At 72.2% G+C, this 21557-nt stretch carries 19 protein-coding genes and 3 tRNA genes; 10 read left to right on the forward strand and 12 right to left on the reverse strand.

Annotated features, from left to right (window positions below; all coding sequences use genetic code 11):
• Nucleotides 1–6: 6 nt before the first annotated feature.
• From ACWD3H_RS41055 to ACWD3H_RS41065, 3 genes are read right to left on the reverse strand one after another with little or no spacing between them, the layout of a single operon-like run.
• Nucleotides 7–195: an aroma-sacti cluster domain-containing protein gene (locus ACWD3H_RS41055; protein WP_350928622.1), complete on the reverse strand. Its 189-nt coding sequence runs from the start codon at nt 193–195 to the stop codon at nt 7–9.
• A complete protein-coding gene (locus tag ACWD3H_RS41060; RefSeq protein WP_451958873.1) occupies nt 185–1273 on the reverse strand; it encodes a radical SAM protein in 1089 nt (362 codons plus the stop codon). The genes ACWD3H_RS41055 and ACWD3H_RS41060 overlap by 11 nt, the downstream gene beginning before the upstream one ends.
• Nucleotides 1273–1944: an iron-containing redox enzyme family protein gene (locus tag ACWD3H_RS41065; protein ID WP_451958864.1), complete on the reverse strand. Its 672-nt coding sequence runs from the start codon at nt 1942–1944 to the stop codon at nt 1273–1275. Before ACWD3H_RS41065 ends, ACWD3H_RS41060 begins: the two co-directional genes overlap by 1 nt.
• A 192-nt stretch (nt 1945–2136) precedes the next feature.
• Here ACWD3H_RS41065 and ACWD3H_RS41070 point away from each other — a divergent pair, with 192 nt between their 5' ends.
• The 3 genes from ACWD3H_RS41070 to ACWD3H_RS41080 all read left to right on the forward strand — a co-directional run bounded on the left by ACWD3H_RS41070 (nt 2137) and on the right by ACWD3H_RS41080 (nt 6780).
• Nucleotides 2137–3090, forward strand: coding sequence for an ABC transporter ATP-binding protein (locus tag ACWD3H_RS41070; protein WP_355565136.1), 954 nt, complete (start codon nt 2137–2139; stop codon nt 3088–3090).
• Nucleotides 3091–3166: 76 nt separating this feature from the next.
• Entirely contained in the window at nt 3167–4012 is an 846-nt protein-coding gene (locus ACWD3H_RS41075; protein ID WP_350928628.1) for an ABC transporter permease, read from the forward strand.
• A gap of 2 nt (nt 4013–4014) precedes the next feature.
• Nucleotides 4015–6780: a helix-turn-helix transcriptional regulator gene (locus tag ACWD3H_RS41080; RefSeq protein ID WP_451958865.1), complete on the forward strand. Its 2766-nt coding sequence runs from the start codon at nt 4015–4017 to the stop codon at nt 6778–6780.
• On the opposite strand, the gene ACWD3H_RS41085 is transcribed toward ACWD3H_RS41080, so the two are convergent.
• The 7 genes from ACWD3H_RS41085 to ACWD3H_RS41115 are packed head-to-tail and all read right to left on the reverse strand — an operon-like array spanning nt 6691 to nt 14039.
• Nucleotides 6691–8520: a B12-binding domain-containing radical SAM protein gene (locus tag ACWD3H_RS41085; protein WP_451958866.1), complete on the reverse strand. Its 1830-nt coding sequence runs from the start codon at nt 8518–8520 to the stop codon at nt 6691–6693. The genes ACWD3H_RS41080 and ACWD3H_RS41085 overlap by 90 nt on opposite strands.
• Nucleotides 8517–9782 (reverse strand): polysaccharide pyruvyl transferase family protein, encoded by a 1266-nt coding sequence (locus ACWD3H_RS41090; protein WP_451958874.1) that lies wholly within the window; start codon nt 9780–9782, stop codon nt 8517–8519. The genes ACWD3H_RS41085 and ACWD3H_RS41090 overlap by 4 nt, the downstream gene beginning before the upstream one ends.
• A gap of 5 nt (nt 9783–9787) precedes the next feature.
• Nucleotides 9788–10699 (reverse strand): radical SAM protein, encoded by a 912-nt coding sequence (locus ACWD3H_RS41095; protein ID WP_350928634.1) that lies wholly within the window; start codon nt 10697–10699, stop codon nt 9788–9790.
• A 7-nt stretch (nt 10700–10706) separates the two neighbouring features.
• The gene (locus ACWD3H_RS41100; protein ID WP_451958867.1) at nt 10707–11957 is read right to left on the reverse strand and encodes a DUF6365 family protein; all 1251 of its coding nucleotides are present in this window, start codon (nt 11955–11957) and stop codon (nt 10707–10709) included.
• Nucleotides 11954–12754 (reverse strand): sugar phosphate nucleotidyltransferase, encoded by an 801-nt coding sequence (locus ACWD3H_RS41105; RefSeq protein ID WP_355565120.1) that lies wholly within the window; start codon nt 12752–12754, stop codon nt 11954–11956. Before ACWD3H_RS41105 ends, ACWD3H_RS41100 begins: the two co-directional genes overlap by 4 nt.
• A complete protein-coding gene (locus ACWD3H_RS41110; RefSeq protein ID WP_355565117.1) occupies nt 12751–13794 on the reverse strand; it encodes a radical SAM protein in 1044 nt (347 codons plus the stop codon). The genes ACWD3H_RS41105 and ACWD3H_RS41110 overlap by 4 nt, the downstream gene beginning before the upstream one ends.
• A 17-nt stretch (nt 13795–13811) precedes the next feature.
• Complete coding sequence (locus ACWD3H_RS41115; protein WP_350928642.1) at nt 13812–14039, reverse strand: hypothetical protein; 228 nt, start codon at nt 14037–14039, stop codon at nt 13812–13814.
• A 269-nt stretch (nt 14040–14308) separates the two neighbouring features.
• Between ACWD3H_RS41115 and ACWD3H_RS41120 the strand changes: the two genes are divergently transcribed.
• Nucleotides 14309–15298 carry a radical SAM protein gene (locus ACWD3H_RS41120; RefSeq protein ID WP_451958868.1) on the forward strand — a complete coding sequence of 330 codons (990 nt, stop codon included), beginning with the start codon at nt 14309–14311 and terminating at the stop codon, nt 15296–15298.
• A gap of 58 nt (nt 15299–15356) precedes the next feature.
• Here ACWD3H_RS41120 and ACWD3H_RS41125 read toward each other — a convergent pair whose 3' ends face one another.
• The gene (locus ACWD3H_RS41125) at nt 15357–16328 is read right to left on the reverse strand and encodes an alpha/beta hydrolase (protein WP_451958869.1); all 972 of its coding nucleotides are present in this window, start codon (nt 16326–16328) and stop codon (nt 15357–15359) included.
• Between the two features lie 602 nt (nt 16329–16930).
• Between ACWD3H_RS41125 and ACWD3H_RS41130 the strand changes: the two genes are divergently transcribed.
• From ACWD3H_RS41130 to ACWD3H_RS41140, 3 genes are all read left to right on the forward strand, one after another.
• A tRNA-Gly gene (locus ACWD3H_RS41130) sits at nt 16931–17002 on the forward strand.
• Between the two features lie 120 nt (nt 17003–17122).
• Nucleotides 17123–17195: transfer RNA gene (locus ACWD3H_RS41135), tRNA-Pro, on the forward strand.
• Nucleotides 17196–17314: 119 nt separating this feature from the next.
• A tRNA-Leu gene (locus ACWD3H_RS41140) sits at nt 17315–17387 on the forward strand.
• Between the two features lie 31 nt (nt 17388–17418).
• Here the strand turns inward: ACWD3H_RS41140 and ACWD3H_RS41145 are convergent.
• Complete coding sequence (locus ACWD3H_RS41145) at nt 17419–17922, reverse strand: NUDIX hydrolase (RefSeq protein ID WP_451958870.1); 504 nt, start codon at nt 17920–17922, stop codon at nt 17419–17421.
• A 402-nt stretch (nt 17923–18324) separates the two neighbouring features.
• Here ACWD3H_RS41145 and kdpF point away from each other — a divergent pair, with 402 nt between their 5' ends.
• The 3 genes from kdpF to kdpB form a co-directional block, all read left to right on the forward strand.
• Complete coding sequence (gene kdpF, locus ACWD3H_RS41150) at nt 18325–18414, forward strand: K(+)-transporting ATPase subunit F (protein WP_355565104.1); 90 nt, start codon at nt 18325–18327, stop codon at nt 18412–18414.
• Nucleotides 18414–20075 (forward strand): potassium-transporting ATPase subunit KdpA, encoded by a 1662-nt coding sequence (gene kdpA / locus ACWD3H_RS41155; RefSeq protein ID WP_451958871.1) that lies wholly within the window; start codon nt 18414–18416, stop codon nt 20073–20075. The genes kdpF and kdpA overlap by 1 nt, the downstream gene beginning before the upstream one ends.
• A partial coding sequence (kdpB, locus tag ACWD3H_RS41160; RefSeq protein ID WP_451958872.1) for a potassium-transporting ATPase subunit KdpB occupies nt 20075–21557 on the forward strand: 1483 nt, incomplete at its 3' end. The genes kdpA and kdpB, both read left to right, overlap by 1 nt.

Raw genomic sequence — 21557 nt, forward strand, 5'->3', positions numbered from 1 at the left:
CCCCGATCAGAACAGGAGTCCGCCGACGATGTGGGCCTCGACCTCGGGGGAGCCCTCTCGCAGCTGCCCGTGGATGGAGACCAGGAGCGCGACCTCGGCCTCGCTCAGCGAGCGGACGATCTCGCGCTGCTCGGGGCCGACGAGGGTGAGGTCGATTCCCGCCCGGGCCAGTTCGTCGAGGGGGTCAAAGGTCATGTTTCCTCCCGGGGTGGCCGAGTGAGACGAGGTCGCCGTAGGGCGGGCAGCCGTACCTCCCGGCGAAGCCCACCCCGCCGCCGGCCAGCTGCATGTCGAGGACCCGCCGCTCCAGGAAGGCGGCGGCGGGCGTGTGCGGGGGAGGGGTGACCTCCAGCGCCCGGCAGGTCTCGCAGTACCCCCGGCCCGGCGGGGCGCCGGCCAGCCGGAGCGGGCCGTACGTTCTCAGGGCGCGCAGCGTGCCGGAGGTCAGGCAGCGCTCCCTGACCGTGCTCCAGTCGTCGGCACCCGCGTGCCCCAGGCGCAGGTGGCCGGGGACGGGACGGTGGTCGACGACGTCCTGGTTGCAGCACGCGGTGATCGTCCCGTCGAACCCGACGGTCGGCCAGGCGGCCATCGCGCACGGCAGCGCGGGCGCGACCCCGGAGCCCGTCACGCTTCCGGCGTTCCCGGCGGCCGGTGCGGGTACGGTGCCCCTGCCCGGTAGGGGGCGGAGCGCGGGCGCGCCGGCCCGGGCCCGGCCGACCGGTCGCACGCGCCCCACCAGCATCGGGATCCGGTCGTGGAACTCCCGCCGGATCTCCGCGGTGACGTCGCGCAGGTAGGGGTCGTCGGGCCCGCTCCCGGTGAGATGGAAGCTGAGGTCCTTGCCCCGCGCCAGCAGCGCCCGCATGACCGCGAAGACGCTCTTCCTGGGCACCTCCTCCTCGTGGAAGGCGTCCAGGCTGGCGGAGAAGTGGTCGGCCGCCTCGATCGCCCCGGCGATCGAGGCGGGAATCCGGGGCGCGAAGAACATGCCCGACAGGATCATCGTGCGGGTGCCGCTGCGGGCGGCGGTCTCGGCCAGGGAGCGGGCCAGACGGGGCCGGAGCAGCGGCTCGCCCCCGGTGAGCATGACCAGCTCCGGCCGGTCCGCCGGGGTGAACGTCCCGGCGAACCGCTGGAAGATCTCCCCGGGGTGCTCCTCGGAGCCGGGCAGCGAGCCGGTCGAGCAGTGACCGCAGCGCAGCGGGCACCGCCGGGTGATCGCCATGAGCACCGCGGCGGCGGGTACCGGGCGCAGCGCCAGGATGTCCATCAGGTGCACGGGAGCACCTCCGGGGGTTCCCCGGCCAGCTCGCGCAGGAGCGCGGCCGCGGCGCGCACGGTGTGCAGGGCGCTGGTGCCGACGGCGGCCTGCTGCTCGCGCGTCGGCCGCAGGCCGTCGAGCATCCGGTCCAGGCCGTCACGGTGCCCCGGATCCAGCGCGGCGTGCCGCCACAGGGTGCGGAAGGCCGCCCGGGGGTATCCGGTGCCCCGTTCGAGGTGTTCGAGCAGTGCGGGGGAGGGCGCCTCGCCCTCCAGCACCGCGACGTATCCGAGCAGCGCGACGGGGTGGTGGTGCAGCACCCAGTAGTACTGGGCCCCGACGAGTTCGGCCACCGACGGGGGCGGCGTGCGGCGCAGCAGTTCCTCCGCCGAGGGCTCGATCGAGGCCAGGTCCTCGCGCAGCCAGTCGTCGTGACAGGCCTCCTCGGCCGCGTGCCGGTCCAGGTACTCGCCCAGCTCCCCCTCGCCCAGCTCCACCGCCCTGGCCGACGCGGCCCGCAGCAGTGGTACCGAGGCTCTGATGACCATGTGCATCGCGCACAGGTAGTCGCGGTAACGCCGTCGAGGACCGGGGGCGCGCCACAGCGTGCTCTCCGCGCTCCTGAGCGCGCGGCCGGCCAGGTCGATCTTCGCCCGCAGGATGGCGCTGGGGGGTGGCATCGGGCTCCCGTCGTCTGAACGAAGTGTCGGCTCGGCCGGTTGGATAACGGTTGAAACCCGGTATGGAAGTACCTGGTGCCGCGCCCTGCCAGGGGCGGTGCCATGCCTCAAACCGGATTCCAACCGCGATCAAGGCGCGCTTTAACCGGGTGCTCGCACACTGGGCGCCACGTGCCGAAGAGGGAGCCGGACATGGCGGACGTCGCGGTCGAGACCAGCGAACTGCGCAAGACCTACGTGAGCTCGTCCGGGGTGACCGAGGCGGTGGCCGGGCTCACCCTGCGAGTGGGCAGGGGGGAGCTGTTCGGCCTCCTCGGGCCCAACGGGGCGGGAAAGACGACGACGATCGGCATGCTCACCACCAGGATCGTGCCCACCGGCGGTGTGGCCAGGGTGGGGGGCGCGGACGTGGTGCGCGAGCCCATCGCGGTCAAACGCCACATCGGTGTCGTGGCCCAGTACAACAACCTCGACCGGCAGCTCACCGCGTGCGAGAACCTGGAGTTCCGCGGCCGGTACGCCGGGCTGCCCGCGAAGGAGGCCAGGCGGCGGGCGCTCGAGCTGCTGGAGCGGTTCGGCCTGGGGTCCCGCGCCACGGCCAGGATCACCGAGATGTCCGGCGGCCAGGCGCAGCGCGTCATGATCGCGCGGGCGCTGATGCACCGGCCGGACATCCTCTTCCTCGACGAGCCCACCTCGGGTCTGGACCCGCAGACCAGGGTGAACCTCTGGGACACCCTGCGGGAGATCCGCGCCGGGGGCCAGACGATCGTGCTGTCCACCCACTACATGGAGGAGGCCGAGGAGCTCTGCGACAGGATCGCGATCATCGACCGCGGAGCCGTGCTGGCCTGCGGGGAACTCGCCGAGCTCAAGACGGCGACCGGCCTGCGGACCGTGCTGACCCTCACCTACGACGGGGACCCGGAGAAGCTCGTCGAGCAGGCCCGGCGGCTGGCGGGGGTCGCGGACGCCGAGGCCTCGGAGAACCGGCTGCGCGTCTTCACCCTGGCGCCGGAGGGCATCCTCGCCGCCCTGGTGAGCGCGGGCCAGGACGCCGGGCTGGCGCTGGCCGACGTCCGGGTCGTCCGGCCCAGCCTCGAAACGGTGTTCCTCGCCCTGACCGGGCGGGAGTACCGGGATTGACCTCCTCCCCGCGGCATCGCGCCGCGCCACCTCTCCCGGGGCCAGAGCCCGGGATCTCCCCGCTCAAGGAGATGCGATGACGGCATCGACCATCGCGCCGCCGGCCGCGTCGCGCGGCTACGCGCGCACCTTCGGCGCGCTGCTCGCCAGGGACCTGCGGGTGCTGCGGCGGGACCTGCCCTCCTTCATGGCCCGCACCGTGGTCCAGCCCGTCCTGTTCATATTCGTGTTCGCCGTGGTCCTGCCGCGGATCGGTTACGGGGCGGGGCAGGGACTCTCCGAGGCCGGGCGCGCGGAGACGTTCGCCACGATCCTGGTCCCCGGCCTGGTCGCCTCGGGCATCGTGCTCCAGGGCATCTTCGCCGTGACGACCCCGCTGGTCATGGAGCTGTCCTACACCAAGGAGATCGACGACAGGGCGCTGGCCCCGATCCCGGTCTGGGCCGTCGGGGTCGAGAAGATCGTCGCGGGTGCGATCCAGGGGGTGATCGCGGCGGTGGTCGTCTTCCTCGCCGTGCTGTTCGTGCACGGCCCCGGCGAGGCCCCGAACATCGACTTCGGTCGCTGGCCGCTGCTGATCGCGGTGCTGGTGCTGTCGTCCCTGCTGACCGCCTGCCTGGGCCTGCTCATCGGCACGCTGCTCCCGCCCCAGCAGCTCAGCGCGCTGTTCGCGATCTTCATAGTCCCGCTCATGATGCTCGGCTGCGTGTACTACCCCTGGTCCGCGCTGGAGGCGCTGCCCTGGCTGCAGACCGCGGTTCTGGTCAATCCGCTGGTCTACGTGAGCGAGGCGCTGCGCGGCGCGCTGAGCCCCGCCGTCCCGCACATGCCGGAGGCGGTCGCGCTGGGCGTGCTCGCCGCCGGGACGCTCGCCACAGGCGCGCTGTCGCTGCGGTCGTTCGCGCGGCGTCTGGTGGGTTAGCGGTGGACGGCGATCTGCCCAGGCGATGGTCCGGCGACCCGGTCGGCCGCGACGCCGAACTCGCCGGCCTGCGCGATCTGCTCGGTTCGGCGCGGCTCGTCACGCTCACCGGCGCGCCGGGGGTCGGCAAGACCCGGCTGGCGCACGCGTACGCCCATGCCCGGGCCGGCGCCTATCCCGGCGGGATCTGGTTTCGCGACCTGACCGCCGGTCTCGGTGATCTCACCGGCCTCGACGCTCTTGCCGTGGTCCCCGGCGACGGGTCCGCGCTGCTCGTGCTCGACACCTGCGAGCGCGTCGCCGACCGGTGCGCCGTGACCGTTCCGGAGTTGCTCGGCACCCACCCCGGGCTCCGTGTGCTGGCCACCAGCAGGGAGCCGCTGAGCGTTCCCGGCGAGGTGACCTACCGCCTCGCCCCGCTGGACGTGGCGCGGTCCGCCCGCCTGTTCGCCGAACGCGCCGCGGCGCAGGGACGGCCCGCCAGCCCGGAGACCGCCGAGGCGGTGGAGGAGATCTGCCGCCGTCTCGACGGCCTGCCGCTGGCCGTCGAGCTCGCCGCCGCGCGCTCGATCATGCTGTCGCCGGCGCAGATCGCCGAGCGGCTCGACGACCCGCTCCGGCTGCTGGCGGGGGGGAGCCGTACCGCCCACCCCAGGCACAGGTCGCTGGAGGCGGCGATCGGCTGGAGCCACGAGATGCTCCCCGGGCGGGAGCGGCTGCTGCTGCGCAGGCTCTCGGTGTTCGAGGACGGCTTCGTCATCGACGACGTGGAGGGAGTCTGCGCGGGCGCGGGTATCAGGCCCGACGTCGTCGTCGACCTCCTGGCCAGGCTCGTGTCCAGGTCCCTCGTCGAGTGCGACACCGCGGGCACCGTGACCCGCTACCGGCTGCTGCGGGTCGTGCGCGCCTACGCGGGGCAGGAACTGCGCGCCGACGGCGAAGCCGAGACCGTGCGGGCGCGCCACGCCGAGTACTACGCGGCGCTGGCCGAGCGGGCGGCGGAGGCGCTCACCACGGGCGCCGCCACGCCGCACCTGGAACGCGTCGAGGCCGCCTACGCCAACATGCGGGCGGTGCTGTGCTGGTGCGTCTCCGGCGGGCCCGCGACGGTCGGGGCCAGGCTGGCGAGCGCGCTGGAGACGTACTGGATCGTGCGGGGCCGCCCGCGCGAGGGGCGCGGCTGGCTCGCCTCGCTGGTCTCCGCCGGAGGGCTGGTCCACGGCGAGGTGCCGGCCGCCGCGGCGCTGAGCACCGCGGTGCTCAGCTGCGCCCTCGGTGAGTACGCCGACGCCGCGGACGCCTGCCGCCGGGCCCTGGCCATGTTCCGCGAGCTGGGAGACGAGGCCGGGCAGACCCGGGCCCTCGCGGTGCTGGCGGGCCTGCGGACGATGAGCGAGCCCGCCTCGGCCAGCCGCACCCTCACCGAGCTCGCCGCCCAGGGCAGGGCGCCGGCGGGCCACGCGTGGAACTGCGCGCCGCTCGTCCTGCTCGGGCACGCCCGCGTCGCCGCAGGGGACCTCAGCGGGGCACGCGCGGCATTGGAACGGTGCGTCGCCATCGGCCGCAGGCACGGCTCGGAACTGAGCCTGGAGATGGGCCTGCTGGCCATCGCGCAGGTGGCCGTCTACCAGGGCGCCTACGCGGAGGCGGAGAGCGCGCTCGGACAGAGCCTGGCCGCCGCCGAGCGGATGGGCGACGTCTGGGGAAGGGCCGCGGTGCTCAGGGGGCTGGGGGAGGTGGCCTCCTGCCGGGGGCGGTACGGCCAGGCGGGGGAGCGGCTCGCCGAGGCGGTCGAGATCGCGCGCTCCGCAGGCTCCCCGCCGCTGCTCGGTGACTGCCTCGACACGCTCGGCAGGATGCTGCTCGACATCGGCGAGTACGAGGCGGCCAGGGAGGTGTTCTCCGAGGTCGCCGAGGTGGGCGAGCGCACCGCCGCGCGGCTGGCGGCGATGGGGCTGGCCGGTCTCGGCGCGGCGATCCTGGGTGCGGGCGGTGCCGCCGCGGCCGCCGCGGCCCTCACCTTCGCCGAGGAGGCCATGGCGCGCGCACGCGAGACCGACGACCGGCCGCTCACCTGGCGGTGCCTGTTCACCCTCGGCCGCGTCACCCGGTGTGCCGACCCGGTACGTGCCGCCTCCGCGCACCACTCGGCGCTGCGGGCCGGTGCCACCATGGGCCTGCGCGCCCAGACGGCCGACTCGCTGGAGGCCATGGCCGGGCTCGCGGCAGGGCACCACCGCCACGAGCACGCCGCCAGGCTCTTCGGCGCGGCCCAGTCGCTGCGCGACCGGCTGGGGCTGTCGCGTCCCCCGGCGATGGCGCCGCAGCACGAGGCGGACCTGGCCGGGGTGCGCGCGGCGCTGGGCGCCGACGCCTTCGCCGCCACGTGGGCCGAGGGCGCCGGGCTGGACGTCGGCCAGGCCGTCGTCTACGCGGGCAGGGGCCGGGGGCCGCGCGGGCGGGGGGTCGGCTGGGCCGCCCTGACCAGGGCCGAACGCCAGGTGGCCCTGCTGGCGTCCGATGGGCTGACCAACCGCGAGATCGGCGCGAAGCTCTTCGTGTCGCCCCGCACGGTTCAGGCCCAGCTGTCCAGCGTGTTCGCCAAGCTCGGCCTGTCCTCGCGCAGGGATCTGGCCCGCGAGTACGACTCACGCGCCAGATCCCTGCGCGAGCAGGACTCACCCCTCCTCGCGCAGCGCGACGACCCCGGTGGCGCAGAGGATCCTGAAGGCCGCGTCGCATACCTCACGGGTCGGCTCGGTGGCTGAGCCGGCCCGCGTCTTGTCCCGCCACTCACCGACCGTGATCCCCACCGCGGCCGCCTCGAAGGCGGCCAGCAGCGGGCCGGTCAGCGGGTAGCCCACCGTGCCGCCCCGGGGGAACAGGTAGCCCTGACGTTCGTGGGCGAGCGCGTCGAAGGTCATCGTGAAGTCGCGCAGCAGCAGGTGGACGGGGTGGTCGGCCCAGTGCACGGCGTCCGGCGCGACGCCCGCGACGAGCGCGCCGTCGGCGAGCCCCGGTGGATCCTGCGCGGTCGTCGCCCGCTGGGCTCGGACCGCGGTGTCCCAGGCGAGCCCGTCGAGTAGCAGGCGGCGCACCCCGGGGGGCAGGTCCGCCTCCTCGATGAGGGGCGCGGGGTCGGTGCCGGAGCCCAGGTCCAGGCGCTCGGCCCAGTCCGCGACGTCGCAGTCCGCGACCGCGATCATGCAGCGCAGCAGGGTGGGCGCGATGTCCTGCAGCGCCTCGACCCGCCCGGCGAAGACCATCGCCCGCCGGTAGTCCTCGGTGCCGAAGCCGCGCGAGCTGACGACGAGCGGGGGCTGGAAGTCGAAGAACTCGATCCCGTACTGCTCGGCGTACTCGAAGAAGTCGGTCCCGGGGAAGGCCATCAGCGGTGCGAAGTGCACCTTCTCCACGCCGCTCGCGTAGGCGAAGCGTACGCTGTCGCGGACCTTGTCCGCGTTGTCCCCCGGCATGCCGATGATGATGTCCGCGGCCAGGGCGTGGTTGTGGTGGCGGCGGATGAGGGAGGCGGCCTGGGCGAACCGCTGCCGGTCGAACCTGCGGGCCGCCAGTTGCAGGGTGTCGGCGTCGGACGACTGGATGCCCAGGGTGATCACGCGGCACCCGGCGCGGTTCATCGCCCGTACGTAGTCGAGGTCGACGTGTTTGACATCCGGGTAGACGTCCACCACCGTCCCCCGGTTGTGCTCGGCGACGATCTCGAAGATCTCCATGGCCCGGTGCCGCGAGATGCCCAGGTGGGCGTCGCACATCCGCAGGTAGGGGATGCCCCCGGCCAGCAGGTAGGTCAGCTCGCGCTCGATCCGCTCCATCGGGAACGCGCGGAGTTTCGGCGCGCTGTAGAGGCAGAACCTGCACTTCTGCCGGCATCCCCGGCCCGTCTCGTAGGCCAGGACCGCGCCGGGCCTGCGCCGCAGGATCGGCTCCAGGGGGAGCCTGTCGGCGGTGAAGACCAGCGGCAGCGCGCCCAGGTCGACGTCGGGTGGGTCGTCGTTGTGCACGGGCTCGCCGTCGACGCGCCGGGTGAGGCCCGCCACCGTGTCCAGGTCGCCGCCCCGCGCCAGCTGTTCCAGCAGGTCAGGGTACGCCTCCTCGGCCTCGCCGCGCAGCACCAGGTCCAGCCACGGGTACTCGCGCAGCAGGTGGGCGGCCATCCGCCGGGAGTTGGCCTGGGCGCCGCCCCACACGACGCGGCAGTCCGGCAGGTGCCGCTTGACGATACGTGCCATCCGGGTGAACTCATCGTGGTTCCATACGAACGCGGAGAAGGAGATCACGTCCGGCCGGTAGTCGAACAGCCGCGCCATGAAGGCGTTGTAGTGCCCCAGGTAGTCCTCGGCCAGGTTGCCCACGTCCTCGTGGAACCAGACCCGGTGCTCGACCCGCGACGGGGGGAGGCGGTCGGCCACGGCCGCCCGGATCAGCTCCACCCCCAGCGAGAACCCGTCGTCGTTGGAGTAGACGAGCACGGCCTTCAGGGTCATGACGATCTCCCCGCTGTCGCTTTCGGCGTCACTGCCGGCGTCACTCTCGGCCGTGCGGAGCGCAGTGCCTCGGCGAGCCTGTCGAAGGCGGCCGCCGCCCGCGCGTGCGCCTCCCGGTAGGCGATGGCCTCGATCGGCTCCTCGTCCAGCGCGCGTTCCACGATCCCGATGAGGTCCTCGCCGGTGTGCGCGTTCCAGTGGCGGTGCGCCATGCCCAGCTCGCCGGTGAGCTCGTGCAGCTTGCTCGTGCCGTTGCGGCGGCTCCAGAACGGGTCGACCGCCACGAACGGGGTGGCGCCGCGCAGTGCGAGGATCGCGCTGTGGTAGCGGGAGACGAGGACGAGGTCGCAGCGGGAAAGGGCCTCGGTGAGCTCCTCGGCTCCGGTGGAGGTTCTCCGAAGGGGCACCTCCCGGATGTGGGCGCCCGGCACCGACCGGGCGAACCGGGCGCCGACCTCCTCGTCCCCGTAGATGTTGGGCACCGTGATGAACTCGATGTCGGCGAAGCCCGCCAGCTCGATCAACGTCAGGCCCAGCTCCGTCACGAACCCCAGCGCGGCGGCCCGCTCCCCGGGACTCGTCGCCTCGGCCATGACCTGCTCCGGTGGCACGCACAGCGCGAGGTCCGCCGCGCCGTGCCCGGCGAGGTTGCGGCCGACGAGGTGGGTGACCAGCTGCGAGGTCACCCCCGGGGCGCCGACGGCGACGCCGATCAGCGGCCGGCGCCGCCCCGGGCGCGGCGGCCGGGGCAGCGGCTCCAGCGCGAAGGCGGGATCGGGGACGACGGTCGTGTCCGGCACGCCGGTCGCCTCGCCCATCCGCAGGGCGGCTCCCGCGCCGCGCACGGTCAGGTGGTCGATCCGCTCCCGGACCGCCCTCAGGTAGCCGCGCCAGTCGTCGCGCGCCGCCGCCGAGGTGTCGTCCTGCAGGCCCACACCGTGCCAGGCGACCCACACGCCGGGGTCGAACGCCCGAGGGTCGCCGCCCAGGCAGAACACCTGCATGATCGGGTGCCGGAACGGCGGGCCGCTCCACAGGCCACCCGCCATCACGACGGCGTCGAACGATCCCGCGCCGGGCCAGTTCCCCTCCCCGTCCACCCAGAGCGGTGCGGGCTCCGCCGCCGTGCTCCACGGGCAGAAGTGCCCGAAGACGGCACCCGGCAGGCGGCGGGAGAGCTCGGCCTCCGTCACCGCCGCCAGCAGCCGGTCACCGACGTTGGGCAGGCTGCTCCCCGCCCAGATCGCGATCCGCCGGGACATCTCGCTCACCCGCCGATGGGGAACGGCTGGCGCAGGCCGAACTCTTCCCAGCCGCGGCGCTCGGCGTACTCGTTGTAGACCCCGCCGCACTGCGTCCGCAGCGGGCAGCCGTCGCAGGGCGGCCCGTACGAGCGCATCTGCTCGTCCATGAACGCGTCGTAGTCGTCCAGGACGTTGCCCTGGTACATCATCCGGATCGAGCGCGTGCCGTCCTCGATGGCCAGCGCCTCGTGCGGGGTGACCACGCAGAGCGGGAAGCCCTCCAGCGTCAGCCGCGCCGGTGAGGCGAGCATCATCTCGATCACCGGCAGCAGGTGCCTGCGGGTCTCGGCGACCGTGGGCGCCTGCATGTCGAGGGCGAAGAAGCCGCTGCCCACCGGGTGCAGGTTGGAGATGTTGACATGGTCGACCTCCAGCTCGACGCAGAGCCGGCAGATGTCCATCAGCCGGCCCATGTTGAGCCGGGTGATGACGGTGTTGGTCCGCACGGCGACGCCCGAGCGCTTGGCGTTGCGGATGCCCTCGATCGTCTCGTCGAACCCGCCAGGCGTCTGGGTCAGGCAATCCTGGATCACCGAGGTGGAGCCGTGCAGCGAGACCACGAACAGCTCGACCCCGGCCTCGGCGAGGCGCTGGGTGAACTCCGGGTCCTTCAGGCGGCGCGCGTTGGTCTGGATCTCCACGCGCGGGTACTCCAGCAGCCGGATCGTACGCAGCAGCTCGAACAGGCGCGGATGGATCGTCGGCTCCCCGCCGTGCAGGTTGACCGACGCGTACCCCTGCCCCGAGTTCTCGGCGAGGAAGCGGATCAGGTCGCCGTACTCCACGCTGTCGGACTTCGCCAGCGGCGACCCCACGACGCAGAAGCCGCACTTCTCGTTGCACAGGTCGGTCACGTGCATGCTCAGCTGTTTCATGTCCACCTCACACCAGGCCCAGGCGGCGCGCCGCCGAGGCGAAGACCTCGGGGGTGCCGGGATGATCGGTCAGCGTCTCCAGGTACGCGGCCCGCTCGCGCGCCAGGCCGTCCTGGACCCCCCGGTCGTACAGCACGCCGTGCAGCGCGGACAGCACGGCGGGCTCGTCGAGCAGCTCGGCGTGAGCGAAGGTCGACATGTAGGGATTTTTCGCCACGATGGGGTCGAGGAAGCTGTGGAACCCCAGCGGCCACATCCGGAACGGATACATGGGCAGGGTCCGCGACAGCCAGGAGCGCACGTCCTCCGACAGGCCGGACAGCTCCGCCTCGACCCGGTCGATGTCCGGTTTCTCCGGGACGTCGAACCGGTTGGTCAGCACCAGCCCGGGGATGTCGGACAGCACGGCCCTGGCCAGGGTGGTGGCGCCCAGGTTGAGCGTCAGCACCAGGTCGACCGAGCCCAGCAGCACGTTGAACCGGTGCGGCGAACAGGCGGGGATGACGTGGGCGCGGTCGGCCAGGTCCGCCAGCACCGGCGGCACGCTGCCCACCAGCACGAAGCGGGCGCTGGGCGGCAGCTGCCGCAGGTAGTGCACGAGCAGTTCGGGAACCTGGTCGGCGATCCGGTCGCCGTTCTCGTCGGCGTACCTGTCCTGTTGCCATCCGGCCACCGCGAGCAGCACCATCCGGTCCTCGGGCGCCATCCCGAAGGTCTCGCGCAGGTGGTGGCGGGTGCGGCGGCTGACCCGCTCGTTACCCTCCCACAGGCGGAAGGGGTACGTCCGGGAGTCGGAGTCGAGGTGGCAGATCGGTACCGGGCGCAGGTGGGTGGGCATGTCCATGATCCGCCGGGCGACGCTCATCGCCTTGCCCTGGAAGACGTCCACCGCGAACTCGGTGTTGGCCCACTCCCAGATGTCGATCGGCATGATCGGCAGGCCGTACCGCTCGATGAACCACGGGTCGACGCCATAGCGCTTGGGGAACACGCCGCAGTAGGTGAAGTAGTCGGACAGCACGATCGCGTCCGGGCGGAAGTCGCGGACCGTCTCGTCCACCAGCAGCGTGGCGAAGGAGCCCATCGAGTTGTTCAGCACCAGGTACGGGAACCCGCTGCCACGCAGCAGCTTCTCCGACGTGGGCTCGACGATGAAGAAGCTCTCGATTCCGGCCACCCTGAGCTGGCGGGCCAGCGACATGCCGATCAGCGTCTCGCCGTATCCGGCGCTGCTCATCGCGAAGAAGAGAAGCCTCACGGACCCACCGCCAGAAGTGAGGGGCCCTCCATGGACCGGCGGACGGCGAGCGGCGTCCCGACATCCTGGAACGCGCCGCCGGGGAACTCGACGGCGCGGACCCGCAGGCCGCTGCGGACCGCGAGGTCGAAGTAGTGGCCGAGCACCGGCTCACCGTTCCGGTGGCTGTCGTTCTGGGGGGCCTTTTCCCGGGTGTCCTGGAGCAGCCCCTCGTGCAGGAGCCTCGCGAAGGCGTCCCCCCAGATCGCCGCGCCCCAGGTGTTCATGACCGGCGGGTCGGCGGGCTTGTCGAACACCCGGTGCACCCGGTCTCCGCGCAGGATCACCGGGCCGAGGCGGTGCGCGTCCGGCGTGGGGAAGACCGCGAGCGCGAGGTCGGCCCCCGTCTCCTCGTAGACGTGGCGCAGCCGGGTCAGCGCGTCGGGCGGGGTGAAGACCGTGTCGGGCATGACGAACACGACGTCGCGCCCCCTGGTCCATCCCCGGGCCAGGTCGAGCGCGCAGGCCAGGCCGCGCGCCTCCTCCTGGAGGAGGTAGGCGATGTCGACGCCGAGGTGGCGCCCGTCCCCGAGATAGGCGACCACCTCCAGCTTCCACGGAGCCACCACCACGATCGCGCTGCCGACCCCCGCACCGGCCAGCGACTCCAGCGCGTACTCGGCGACGGGACGTAGCCGGGCGCCTCCCTCGGCCTGCTCGTACACGATGGGCAGCAGTTCCTTGGGGTAGCGCAGCGGGGCCATCCGGGTGCCCCGGCCTGCGGCGGGTACGAGTCCGACGAAGTCCGTGCTCGTCAAGTGCCACTCCTTACTGGTTGGGGAGCGCCGGGTGCGGGCCGCGGTTCGGCAGGTCGCTCGCCGAACCGGACCAGCCGGATGGCGTCGATCAGCTCGCGCTGGAACGGGTCGGCCGCGATCTCACGCAGCCGGGCCCGCCCGTCGAGTGAGCGGAGCATCTTGTAGCAGAGGTCGCAGCCGTTGGTGAAGGTCGCCCCCTTGAACAGCCCGCGCACCGCGGGGGAGGAGGCCACCATGCGTGCCACGCCCTGCGGCCCGTACACCCGCAGGAACTGGTATTCGTAGTTGCGGTCGGCGTCGGCGAGGATCTCCTGGAACGACTTCTCGTGCAGGTTGCCCATGAAGTAGGCCAGGTCGGAGAGCGTGACGTAGGCCCCGGCCTTGCCGATGTGGCAGGCGGACAGGTCGCCGTTCGGGTTGATCAGCGGGGTCTCCAGGTAGCACGAGGCCGAGAAGTGCTCGGGGTCGGGGGGCAGGCCCACCTGGTGCGCGGTCTTGATGAACGGGGTGGGGATCACCCGGTCCACATGCACCCGTACCCGGTCCTCGAAGCGCCGGTACAGCCTGCGGATCTGCTCCTCCTCGTGGTCCTCGGCGATGGTGATGCAGAGGCTGATCTCTGGGATCTCCCTGGCGATCGCCCCCTCGATCACGTTGACCACGTGCTGGGTGGGGACGCGTTCCTGGTGGTAGACGTCGGTGCTCAGAAAGAGCCGGGTGAGGCCCGGCAACTGCCCGAGGATCTTGTCCACCGTCGCGGCCGAGCGGCCCCAGAAGCTGCTGGTGAACACCGAGATCCGTGGCCTGCCGGGGTGGCCGGCGGCGGCCCCGACCCCGGATCTGAGCATCCGGAATCGCTGGAAGGGCTCGCCGCCGGTGAAGATGATCTCCGGGATGCCGCTGTCGCACGCCTGTGCCACCCAGCGCCCGATCTCGTCCGCGGTCGGCTGGCGGTCCCGCGTGGAGCCGGTGAAGCCGCAGTGCCGGCAGCCCACGGTGCAGATCTCGGTGACGCTGACCAGTATCGAGTTGAAGTGCACGACACCCCCAGAGGCGTTTAGTAGTAGCCGCCGCCGCCGGGTTCCTTGACGGGGACCGTGTGCGCCTGGACTGCGGGCTTGAGCAGGCCGGCGCCGGCCAGCTCCTTGATCTGGTCGATGTGGTCGGCGCCGAGGTTGTACTCGGTGGCGACCGACTCGGGGTCGCTGAGCAGCTGCTCGGCGAACCCGGGATCGGATGCGGCGCGCTGCACGAGATCGCGAACGCGTGGAGACGACTCGCTCATTGGTCCCTCCCATGGGACGGGGGTTTCGTGGGCCGGTCGGGCTTCCCACGCGATCAAGGTATGAATCCGGCGGTCCCCGAACCACCGCCTGGCAGGCGTATTCCGGGGCCGCCAGGAGGCGGAGGGCGCACCTCGGACCGGCTGCCCGGCCGCGCGCGATGGCCTATGCGCCCGGCGCGGTGGCCTAGATCCCCACCGGTGTGGCGTAAACGGCGCACGGCGCGGGCGGGGGCGGCCACCGCGGCGCGAGGCGGCGTACCGTCGGGGGCATGCTCAGGTTCGCCGAGCTCGACGCCCTGCGGCGGCAACGCGGAAGGTCGGCCCTGCTCCTCATCACCGACCGGTGCCCGGTCGGCTGCGCGCACTGCTCGGTCGACTCCCGCCCGGACGGCCCGCGCGTCACCGACCGCGCCCTCTTCGCGGAGATCGTCGAAGGGCTCTGCGAAGACGAGGCGCTGCGGGTCGTCGGCGTCTCCGGCGGGGAACCGTTCGTGGAGCGGCGCGCCCTCGCCCACGCGGCCCGGCGGATCCACGCCTCGGGCAAGGCGCTGGTCCCCTACACCAGCGGCTACTGGGGCGCGGGCGGTGATCCCCCCGGATGGATCCGGTCTGTGCTGCGCCTGTCGGCCTGCGTCGTACTGGGCGTCGACGCCCACCACCCGAGCCCGCGCGCCGCCGTGACCGCCGCCGCCCGCGCCGTCGCCGCCGAGGGCGCGTGGCTGGTGGCGCAGGTGCTGGACGACCCCGCCCAGATCGAGGCGGCCAGGGACCTCCTCTCCGGCGCGCTGGGGGACGGCTGGCGCGATCTCGCCGAGATCCACCCGGTCCCGCCGCTGCCGTACGGCCGCGCCCGCGGCCTGTTCCCCGAGGCCCGTCGCGTGCCCGGCGCGCGGCTGGGCCGGTGCGCGATCGCGCACACCCCGACGGTCCGCTACGACGGGCGGATCTCGGCCTGCTGCGACGAGAACGTCATCATGGGGGCCGGCCCGCCCGACCTGCACCGCGTGGCCCGCGACCGCGACGGCGTGCGCCGGGCCCTGGCCGATCTCGCCGCCGACCCGTTCCTCGCGGTCCTCGGCTCCCTGGGTACGGAGGCGCTGACCGCCCTGCCCCGCTACCGTGACCTCGCGGAGCGGGAGTTCTCCGGCATCTGCGGGATCTGCCGCCACATGCTGAGACGCGCCGCGGGCGAGCGCGACGCCCTCCTGCACGCGCTGGCGCTTCTTTCACCGCCCGGGGAGGCGGACCCCCTGGGGTGAGCCCGCCTCTCCGCGAGGGCGGAGGGCGGGCTCCGGGCGCACCGTCAGCCGAACGCCGTCAGCCGAACAGGGCCCGGCGCAGCGCGACCACCCGCTCGGCGGAGGCGCGGCGGCTGATCTCCGCCTGCGGGAGCATCCCGTCGAAGCCGTGGAAGGCACCCGGGTGGAGATGGAACTCGGTGGAGACACCCGCCTGAACCAGCCGCAGGGCGTAGTCGACGCACTCGTCCCTGAAGACCTCCAGCTCACCGACGTCGACGTACGCCGGGGGCAGGCCCGACAGGTCGGCCGCCCTGGCCGGGGCCGCGTACGGGGAGACGTCCTCGCCGCCTGCCCGCTCACCCAGCAGGGCCTTCCAGCCCAGGAGGTTCGCCGCCCGGTTCCACACGATCGCCTCGGCGAACTCCAGGCTGGACGGGGTGGTGTTGCGGTCGTCCAGCATCGGGCAGATCAGCAGCTGGAACGCCAGGGCCGGGCCGCCCCGGTCGCGGGCGAGCAGTACGGTTCCCGCGGCCAGACCACCTCCGGCGCTGATCCCGCCCACCGCGATGCGATCCGGGTCCACCCCCAGTTCGACGGCGTTCTTGGCGGTCCACACCAGGCCCGCGTAGCAGTCCTCGACCGGCGCCGGGTCCGGGTGCTCGGGAGCCAGGCGGTAGTCGACCGAGACGATCACGCAGCCCAGTTCGGCGACGTAGCCGTTGAGGCGCGCGTCCTCCATCTCGACCCCGCCGAGGATCATCCCGCCGCCGTGGATCCAGTACAGGCAGGGAACGGCTTCCCGCCGCCCGGCCGGACGGTAGATCCGTAGCCGGACGTCGGGGTCGCCGTCCGGACCCGGCACCGTTCGGTCCTCGATCGTGACCCGCTCGTCCGGCGCGAGCGGAGCCATCGCGGCGCGCGCCGCGCTCAGCTGGAGACGGATGCCGGGCAGGTCCTCCAGCCGTAGGGCACCGAGGTCCGCGACCGGCAGGGGGGTCGCCTCAAGGGCGGCAGCCAGTCCGGGATCAAGGTTCGGATGAAATGCCATGTCACTCCCATGAGATCGGTCCCTTCCGTCGATCATGCGTGAACCCGCACCCCTCCACAACCGCGACATGGCTGGGATGAGGGCACCGCCGACCGCCACCCGGAGGCCGCCCCTCGGTACGACGAGAGGGACCCGGCCGGCTCGGGTCCACGTGTGAGGGGGGGAGAGGTGAATTCCGTACCGATCGCGGAAGCCGCCACCGGAAATGAACCCCGATAAAAATCATTGGCGCCGGGGGCCGACTTTGCCCTTCAATGAACAAAGGCGGGGGCACCCGCTCCGGCTCAGGGAAAGGAGCGGCCGTGAACCACGGTGCATCGCCGGTGTGGCAGCTGAAGCCCCCCGCGTCTTCCCTGCTCAACAGCCTCGGTCAGGTCCCAGGACGGTCAGGCGGATAAACCCCGAAAGGGAAACCGTCGAGCCGCCAGAGACCCCGTCGCAGGCGGCTTCTTCATTTCCTTGGCTGCTTTCGCGGTGGTAACCGGACGGCTGATTTTCGAGATGGACGACTTCACAGTGCAGCACGTTGAACGCGAATTCGCTCGGGCTCCCCTTTCGGAGGGCGCGAAAGGATTCACCTCCGGGAGACTCCGGGGAGACACGCCGCAGAGGCCGAACCGGTAAGGCAGCCGGCTTCCACCCGGCAGGACGGGGTTCGAGCCCCCGCTGCGGCTCCGCCCTGAAAGAAGAGGGCCATGGGACTGGGACTCGGCGAGGGGAGTGGCGACCCCCGCCCGGTCGGCAGGCCCGCAGCGCGTCCGGTACGGCCCACGCCAACCGGCCCGGACGCGTGACGGAACGTAGCTCAGCAGGAGGAGCATCCGGCCAGGGACCGGAAGGCCGCAGGTTCGACTCCTGCCGTTCCGACGACACCGTGTCACCACGACGCGGGCGATACGGAGCCGTGGTGCCCGCCGCCGGGAGGCGGGCGCCACGGCAACGCAGCACCGAACACGGCACCACCGGCGCGCCGCCCGGCGCGCCCGGCCGCTCTGGCCCAACGGCAGAGGCGCCGCGCTCAGGACGCGGATGTTCAGAGTTCGAATCTCTGGGGCGGCACGCGATACGACGCCGGAGACGGCAGGGGTGGCTATCCGCCGCTCCGCCAGGGCAGCAGGACCGGTTCGGCGGGAAGGTCCCCGGCCAGCAGGCCGGGCAGCAGGGCCGACAGGTTGACGGGGAAGACCAGCTCCCGGGTGGTCAGGAACTCCCGGTGCGGCCACCAGCGGTGCGCCGAGATCTGCGAGCGCTCCAGTTCCTCCTGCCCCGAGACGTCGACGGTGTGGCCGTCGACGCGCAGGAAGAAGAACGAGTCGGTCGCCTCGACCAGGACGTCGCCGAACTCGGCGAGGCCGGAGGTGCGGGCCACGACGGGCCCCAGCCGCTCCTCCGCGACGTCCAGCCCGGTCTCCTCGCGCAGCTCGCGGACCGCGGCGGCGGCCAGGCTCTCCCCCTCGTGCACCCCTCCGCCCGGGGTGACCCAGAAGTGCTCGGCGGGCCAGTGCGCGGGAGCCTGAAACCGGAACAGCAGGAGGCGGTCGTCGTCGTCGACCAGCAGGACCCGGGCACTGGGGCGGGAGATCGGGGCAGCCACCTTTCCGATCATAGAAGAGCCTCCCGCCTGCGGGGTCGTTCGCGCGACGCCCGGCGGTTGACGGCCGGGGTACGGGTGAGAGCACGGCGCGTCGCCGAGGCCGGGGCACCCGCTCGTCCCGCACGGCGGCGGGAGCCGGTGATCGGGTGTCAAGCGGTCGTCAAGGTATGCCGGGCCCCGTGTGGGGGAGGCGTCAAGCCTGGGTGCCTGGGCGTATGGAAACCGTCAAGCGGCGCAATAGGCGCGGAAAGCAGCGCTTTCCTTGCATGTGCCCTGCCCGTCGGGCGGTGGTGAGAACAAATCCCGGATGCGAGGAGTGGGGATGGCAGACGTCATCTTCGTCGCCCTGACGATCGCGGTCTTCGCGATACTCGGGCTGGTCGTCAAGGCGGTGGAACGGCTGTGAGCGCCGTCAACGCGGCCGGTCTGGTCGTGGTCGTCGGCCTGGTGATCTTCATGGTCGTGGCCCTGCTCTTCCCGGAGCGTTTCTAATGACGTCGACCACGGCCGGAATCCTGTTCATCGGATCCCTCGTCGTCGCTCTCGCGGTGGTCCACCGGCCGCTGGGCGACTACATGTACCGCGTCTACGCCGGCGGGAGGCACCTCGCCCCAGAGCGGGTGATCTACCGGCTCATCGGCGTCAGGCCGGACGCCGAGCAGGGGTGGGGTGGCTACGCCCGCAGCGTGCTGGCGTTCTCGGCGATCTCCGTCCTGTTCCTGTACGGACTGCAGCGGCTGCAGGACAAGCTGTTCCTGTCGCTGGGCTTCCCCTCGGTGACCGACCACGTCGCGTGGAACACCGCGGTCAGCTTCGTCACCAACACCAACTGGCAGGCCTACTCTGGTGAGTCGACCATGGGCCACCTGGTGCAGATGTCCGGCCTGGCGGTGCAGAACTTCGCGTCCGCCGCGGTGGGCATGGCGGTGGCGATCGCCCTGGCCCGCGGTCTCGCTCGCAAGGAGACCGGGGAACTGGGCAACTTCTGGGTGGACCTGGTCCGCGGCACCCTCCGCATCCTGCTGCCGATCGCCTTCGTCGGCGCGGTCGTGCTGCTGGCGGGCGGACTGGTCCAGAACCTCGCCTCCCCGCACGAGGTGACCACCCTGACCGGCGGCACCCAGGCGATCACCGGCGGCCCGGTGGCCAGCCAGGAGATCATCAAGGAGTTGGGCAACAACGGCGGCGGGTTCTACAACACGAACTCGGCCCACCCCTTCGAGAACGCCACGAGCTGGACCAACTGGGTGGAGATCTTCGCGATCCTCCTGATCCCCTTCGCGCTGCCCCGCACGTTCGGCCGCATGGTCGGAGACAGGCGGCAGGGCTACGCGATCGTCGCGATCATGGGGATCCTGGCGCTGATCGGCGTCGCGCTGCTCACCGGGCTGGAGACCGCCCACGGCGGCACGGTCCCGCAGGCGGTGGGCGCCGCGCTGGAGGGCAAGGACATGCGCTTCGGCGTGCCCGACTCCGCCGCCTTCGCCGCCGCCACCACCTTGACCAGCACCGGCGCGGTGAACTCCTCCCACGACTCGTTCACCGCGCTCGGCGGCATGATCACGATGTTCAACATGATGCTGGGCGAGGTCGCGCCCGGCGGCGCGGGCGCGGGCCTGTACGGCATGCTCGTCCTCGCGGTGATCACGGTATTCGTGGCCGGGCTCATGGTCGGACGTACCCCCGAATACCTGGGCAAGCGGATCGGCTCCCGCGAGATCAAGTTCGCCGCGATGTACTTCCTGGTCACGCCGGTGCTGGTGCTGACCGGCACGGCGCTGGCGATGGGCTCGGCCGAGCAGCGGGCGAGCATGCTCAACACTGGCCCGCACGGCTTCTCCGAGGTGCTGTACGCCTTCACCAGCGCGGCCAACAACAACGGCTCCGCGTTCGCCGGCCTCACCGCCAACACGCCGTGGTACGACGTGGTCCTCGGCCTGTGCATGGTCCTCGGCCGGTTCCTGCCGATCATCTTCGTACTCGCGCTGGCCGGCTCCCTGGCCGCGCAGGCACCGGTGCCCGTCTCGGCGGGCACCCTGCCCACCTACCGGCCGCAGTTCGTCGGCATGGTCGTCGGTGTGACGGTGATCCTCGTCGCGCTGACCTTCCTGCCCGCCCTGGCACTCGGCCCGCTCGCGGAGGGATTCCAGTGATGTTCACCCGGACGTTCCAGATGCCGGGCCATACCCCCACCCCCGGGAACGGCAGGGTGGGCGGCGGTCTCCTCCACCCCAGGCAACTGATCACATCGCTGCCCGAGGCGATCAGGAAGCTCAATCCGGCCACGCTCTGGCGCAACCCGGTGATGCTGATCGTCGAGATCGGCGCGGCCTTCACCACGGCGCTCGCGGTGGTGAACCCCTCGTTCTTCGCCTGGGCCACCGTGGTGTGGCTCTGGCTGACCGTGCTCTTCGCCAACCTGGCCGAGGCCGTCGCCGAGGGGCGCGGCAAGGCACAGGCGGCCACGTTGCGCGCTGCCAAGCGCGACACCACGGCGCGGCGGCTGCGTGGCCGCGACTCCACCGAGTGGGACGTCGTCGGGGCTCCCGAACTGCTGCGGGGAGACTTCGTCGTGGTGGAGGCCGGAGAGATCATCCCAGGTGACGGCGACGTGGTCGACGGCATCGCCTCGGTGGACGAGTCGGCCATCACCGGCGAGTCGGCCCCGGTCATCCGTGAGTCGGGCGGCGACCGCTCGGCGGTGACCGGCGGCACCAAGGTGCTGAGCGACCGGATCGTCGTCCAGATCACCCAGCGGCCCGGCGAGAGCTTCATCGACCGGATGATCGCCCTGGTCGAGGGCGCCGGTCGGCAGAAGACCCCCAACGAGATCGCCCTCAACATCCTGCTGGCCGCCCTGACGATCATCTTCCTGGTCACCACCGCGACCATGCAGCCACTGGCGATCTACGCCAAGGCCCAGAACCCCGGAGTCCCGGACTCGCCGGCCCTGACCGCGGACGGCGTCACCGGCGTCGTGCTGGTCGCGCTGCTGGTCTGCCTCATCCCGACCACCATCGGGGCACTGCTGTCGGCGATCGGCATCGCCGGCATGGACCGCCTGGTCCAGCGCAACGTGCTCGCGATGAGCGGCCGCGCGGTCGAGGCCGCCGGGGACGTCAACACCCTGCTGCTGGACAAGACCGGCACCATCACCCTGGGCAACCGGCAGGCGTCGGCGTTCCTGACCGCCTCCGGAGTCTCCGCGGACGAACTGGCGGAGGCCGCACAACTGGCCAGCCTGGCCGACGAGACCCCCGAAGGCCGCTCCATCGTGGTCTACGCCAAGCAGGAGCACGGGCTGAGAGAGCGACTGCCGGGAGAACTCGCCCGCGCCCAGTGGATCGGGTTCACCGCGCAGACCCGGATGAGCGGTGTCGACCTCGAAGGCCGCCAGGTCCGGAAGGGCGCCGCCACCGCCGTGATGAAGTGGATTCGCGACCACGGTGGCCATCCCGTCGAGGCGGTCGGAGGCATCGTCGACGCCGTCTCCGGCTCCGGTGGCACCCCGCTGGTCGTCGGTGAGATCGTCGACGGCAGGGCGCGGGTGCTGGGGGTCATTCATCTCAAGGACGTCGTCAAGCAGGGCATGCGCGAGCGGTTCGACGAGATGCGCCGGATGGGCATCCGCACCG

The organism is Streptosporangium sp. NPDC002607 (genome assembly GCF_053592655.1).

Excerpts from the sequence above, each read along its gene's own strand:
- ACWD3H_RS41095 (WP_350928634.1), bottom strand. The coding sequence starts at position 10,699 with ATGAAACAGCTGAGCATGCACGTGACCGACCTGTGCAACGAGAAGTGC.
- ACWD3H_RS41115 (WP_350928642.1), bottom strand. The coding sequence starts at position 14,039 with ATGAGCGAGTCGTCTCCACGCGTTCGCGATCTCGTGCAGCGCGCCGCA.
- ACWD3H_RS41055 (WP_350928622.1), bottom strand. The coding sequence starts at position 195 with ATGACCTTTGACCCCCTCGACGAACTGGCCCGGGCGGGAATCGACCTC.
- ACWD3H_RS41065 (WP_451958864.1), bottom strand. The coding sequence starts at position 1,944 with ATGCCACCCCCCAGCGCCATCCTGCGGGCGAAGATCGACCTGGCCGGC.
- ACWD3H_RS41120 (WP_451958868.1), top strand. The coding sequence starts at position 14,309 with ATGCTCAGGTTCGCCGAGCTCGACGCCCTGCGGCGGCAACGCGGAAGG.
- ACWD3H_RS41090 (WP_451958874.1), bottom strand. The coding sequence starts at position 9,782 with ATGTCCCGGCGGATCGCGATCTGGGCGGGGAGCAGCCTGCCCAACGTC.
- ACWD3H_RS41070 (WP_355565136.1), top strand. The coding sequence starts at position 2,137 with ATGGCGGACGTCGCGGTCGAGACCAGCGAACTGCGCAAGACCTACGTG.
- ACWD3H_RS41085 (WP_451958866.1), bottom strand. The coding sequence starts at position 8,520 with ATGACCCTGAAGGCCGTGCTCGTCTACTCCAACGACGACGGGTTCTCG.
- ACWD3H_RS41125 (WP_451958869.1), bottom strand. The coding sequence starts at position 16,328 with ATGGCATTTCATCCGAACCTTGATCCCGGACTGGCTGCCGCCCTTGAG.
- ACWD3H_RS41075 (WP_350928628.1), top strand. The coding sequence starts at position 3,167 with ATGACGGCATCGACCATCGCGCCGCCGGCCGCGTCGCGCGGCTACGCG.
- kdpA (WP_451958871.1), top strand. The coding sequence starts at position 18,414 with ATGACGTCGACCACGGCCGGAATCCTGTTCATCGGATCCCTCGTCGTC.
- ACWD3H_RS41060 (WP_451958873.1), bottom strand. The coding sequence starts at position 1,273 with ATGGACATCCTGGCGCTGCGCCCGGTACCCGCCGCCGCGGTGCTCATG.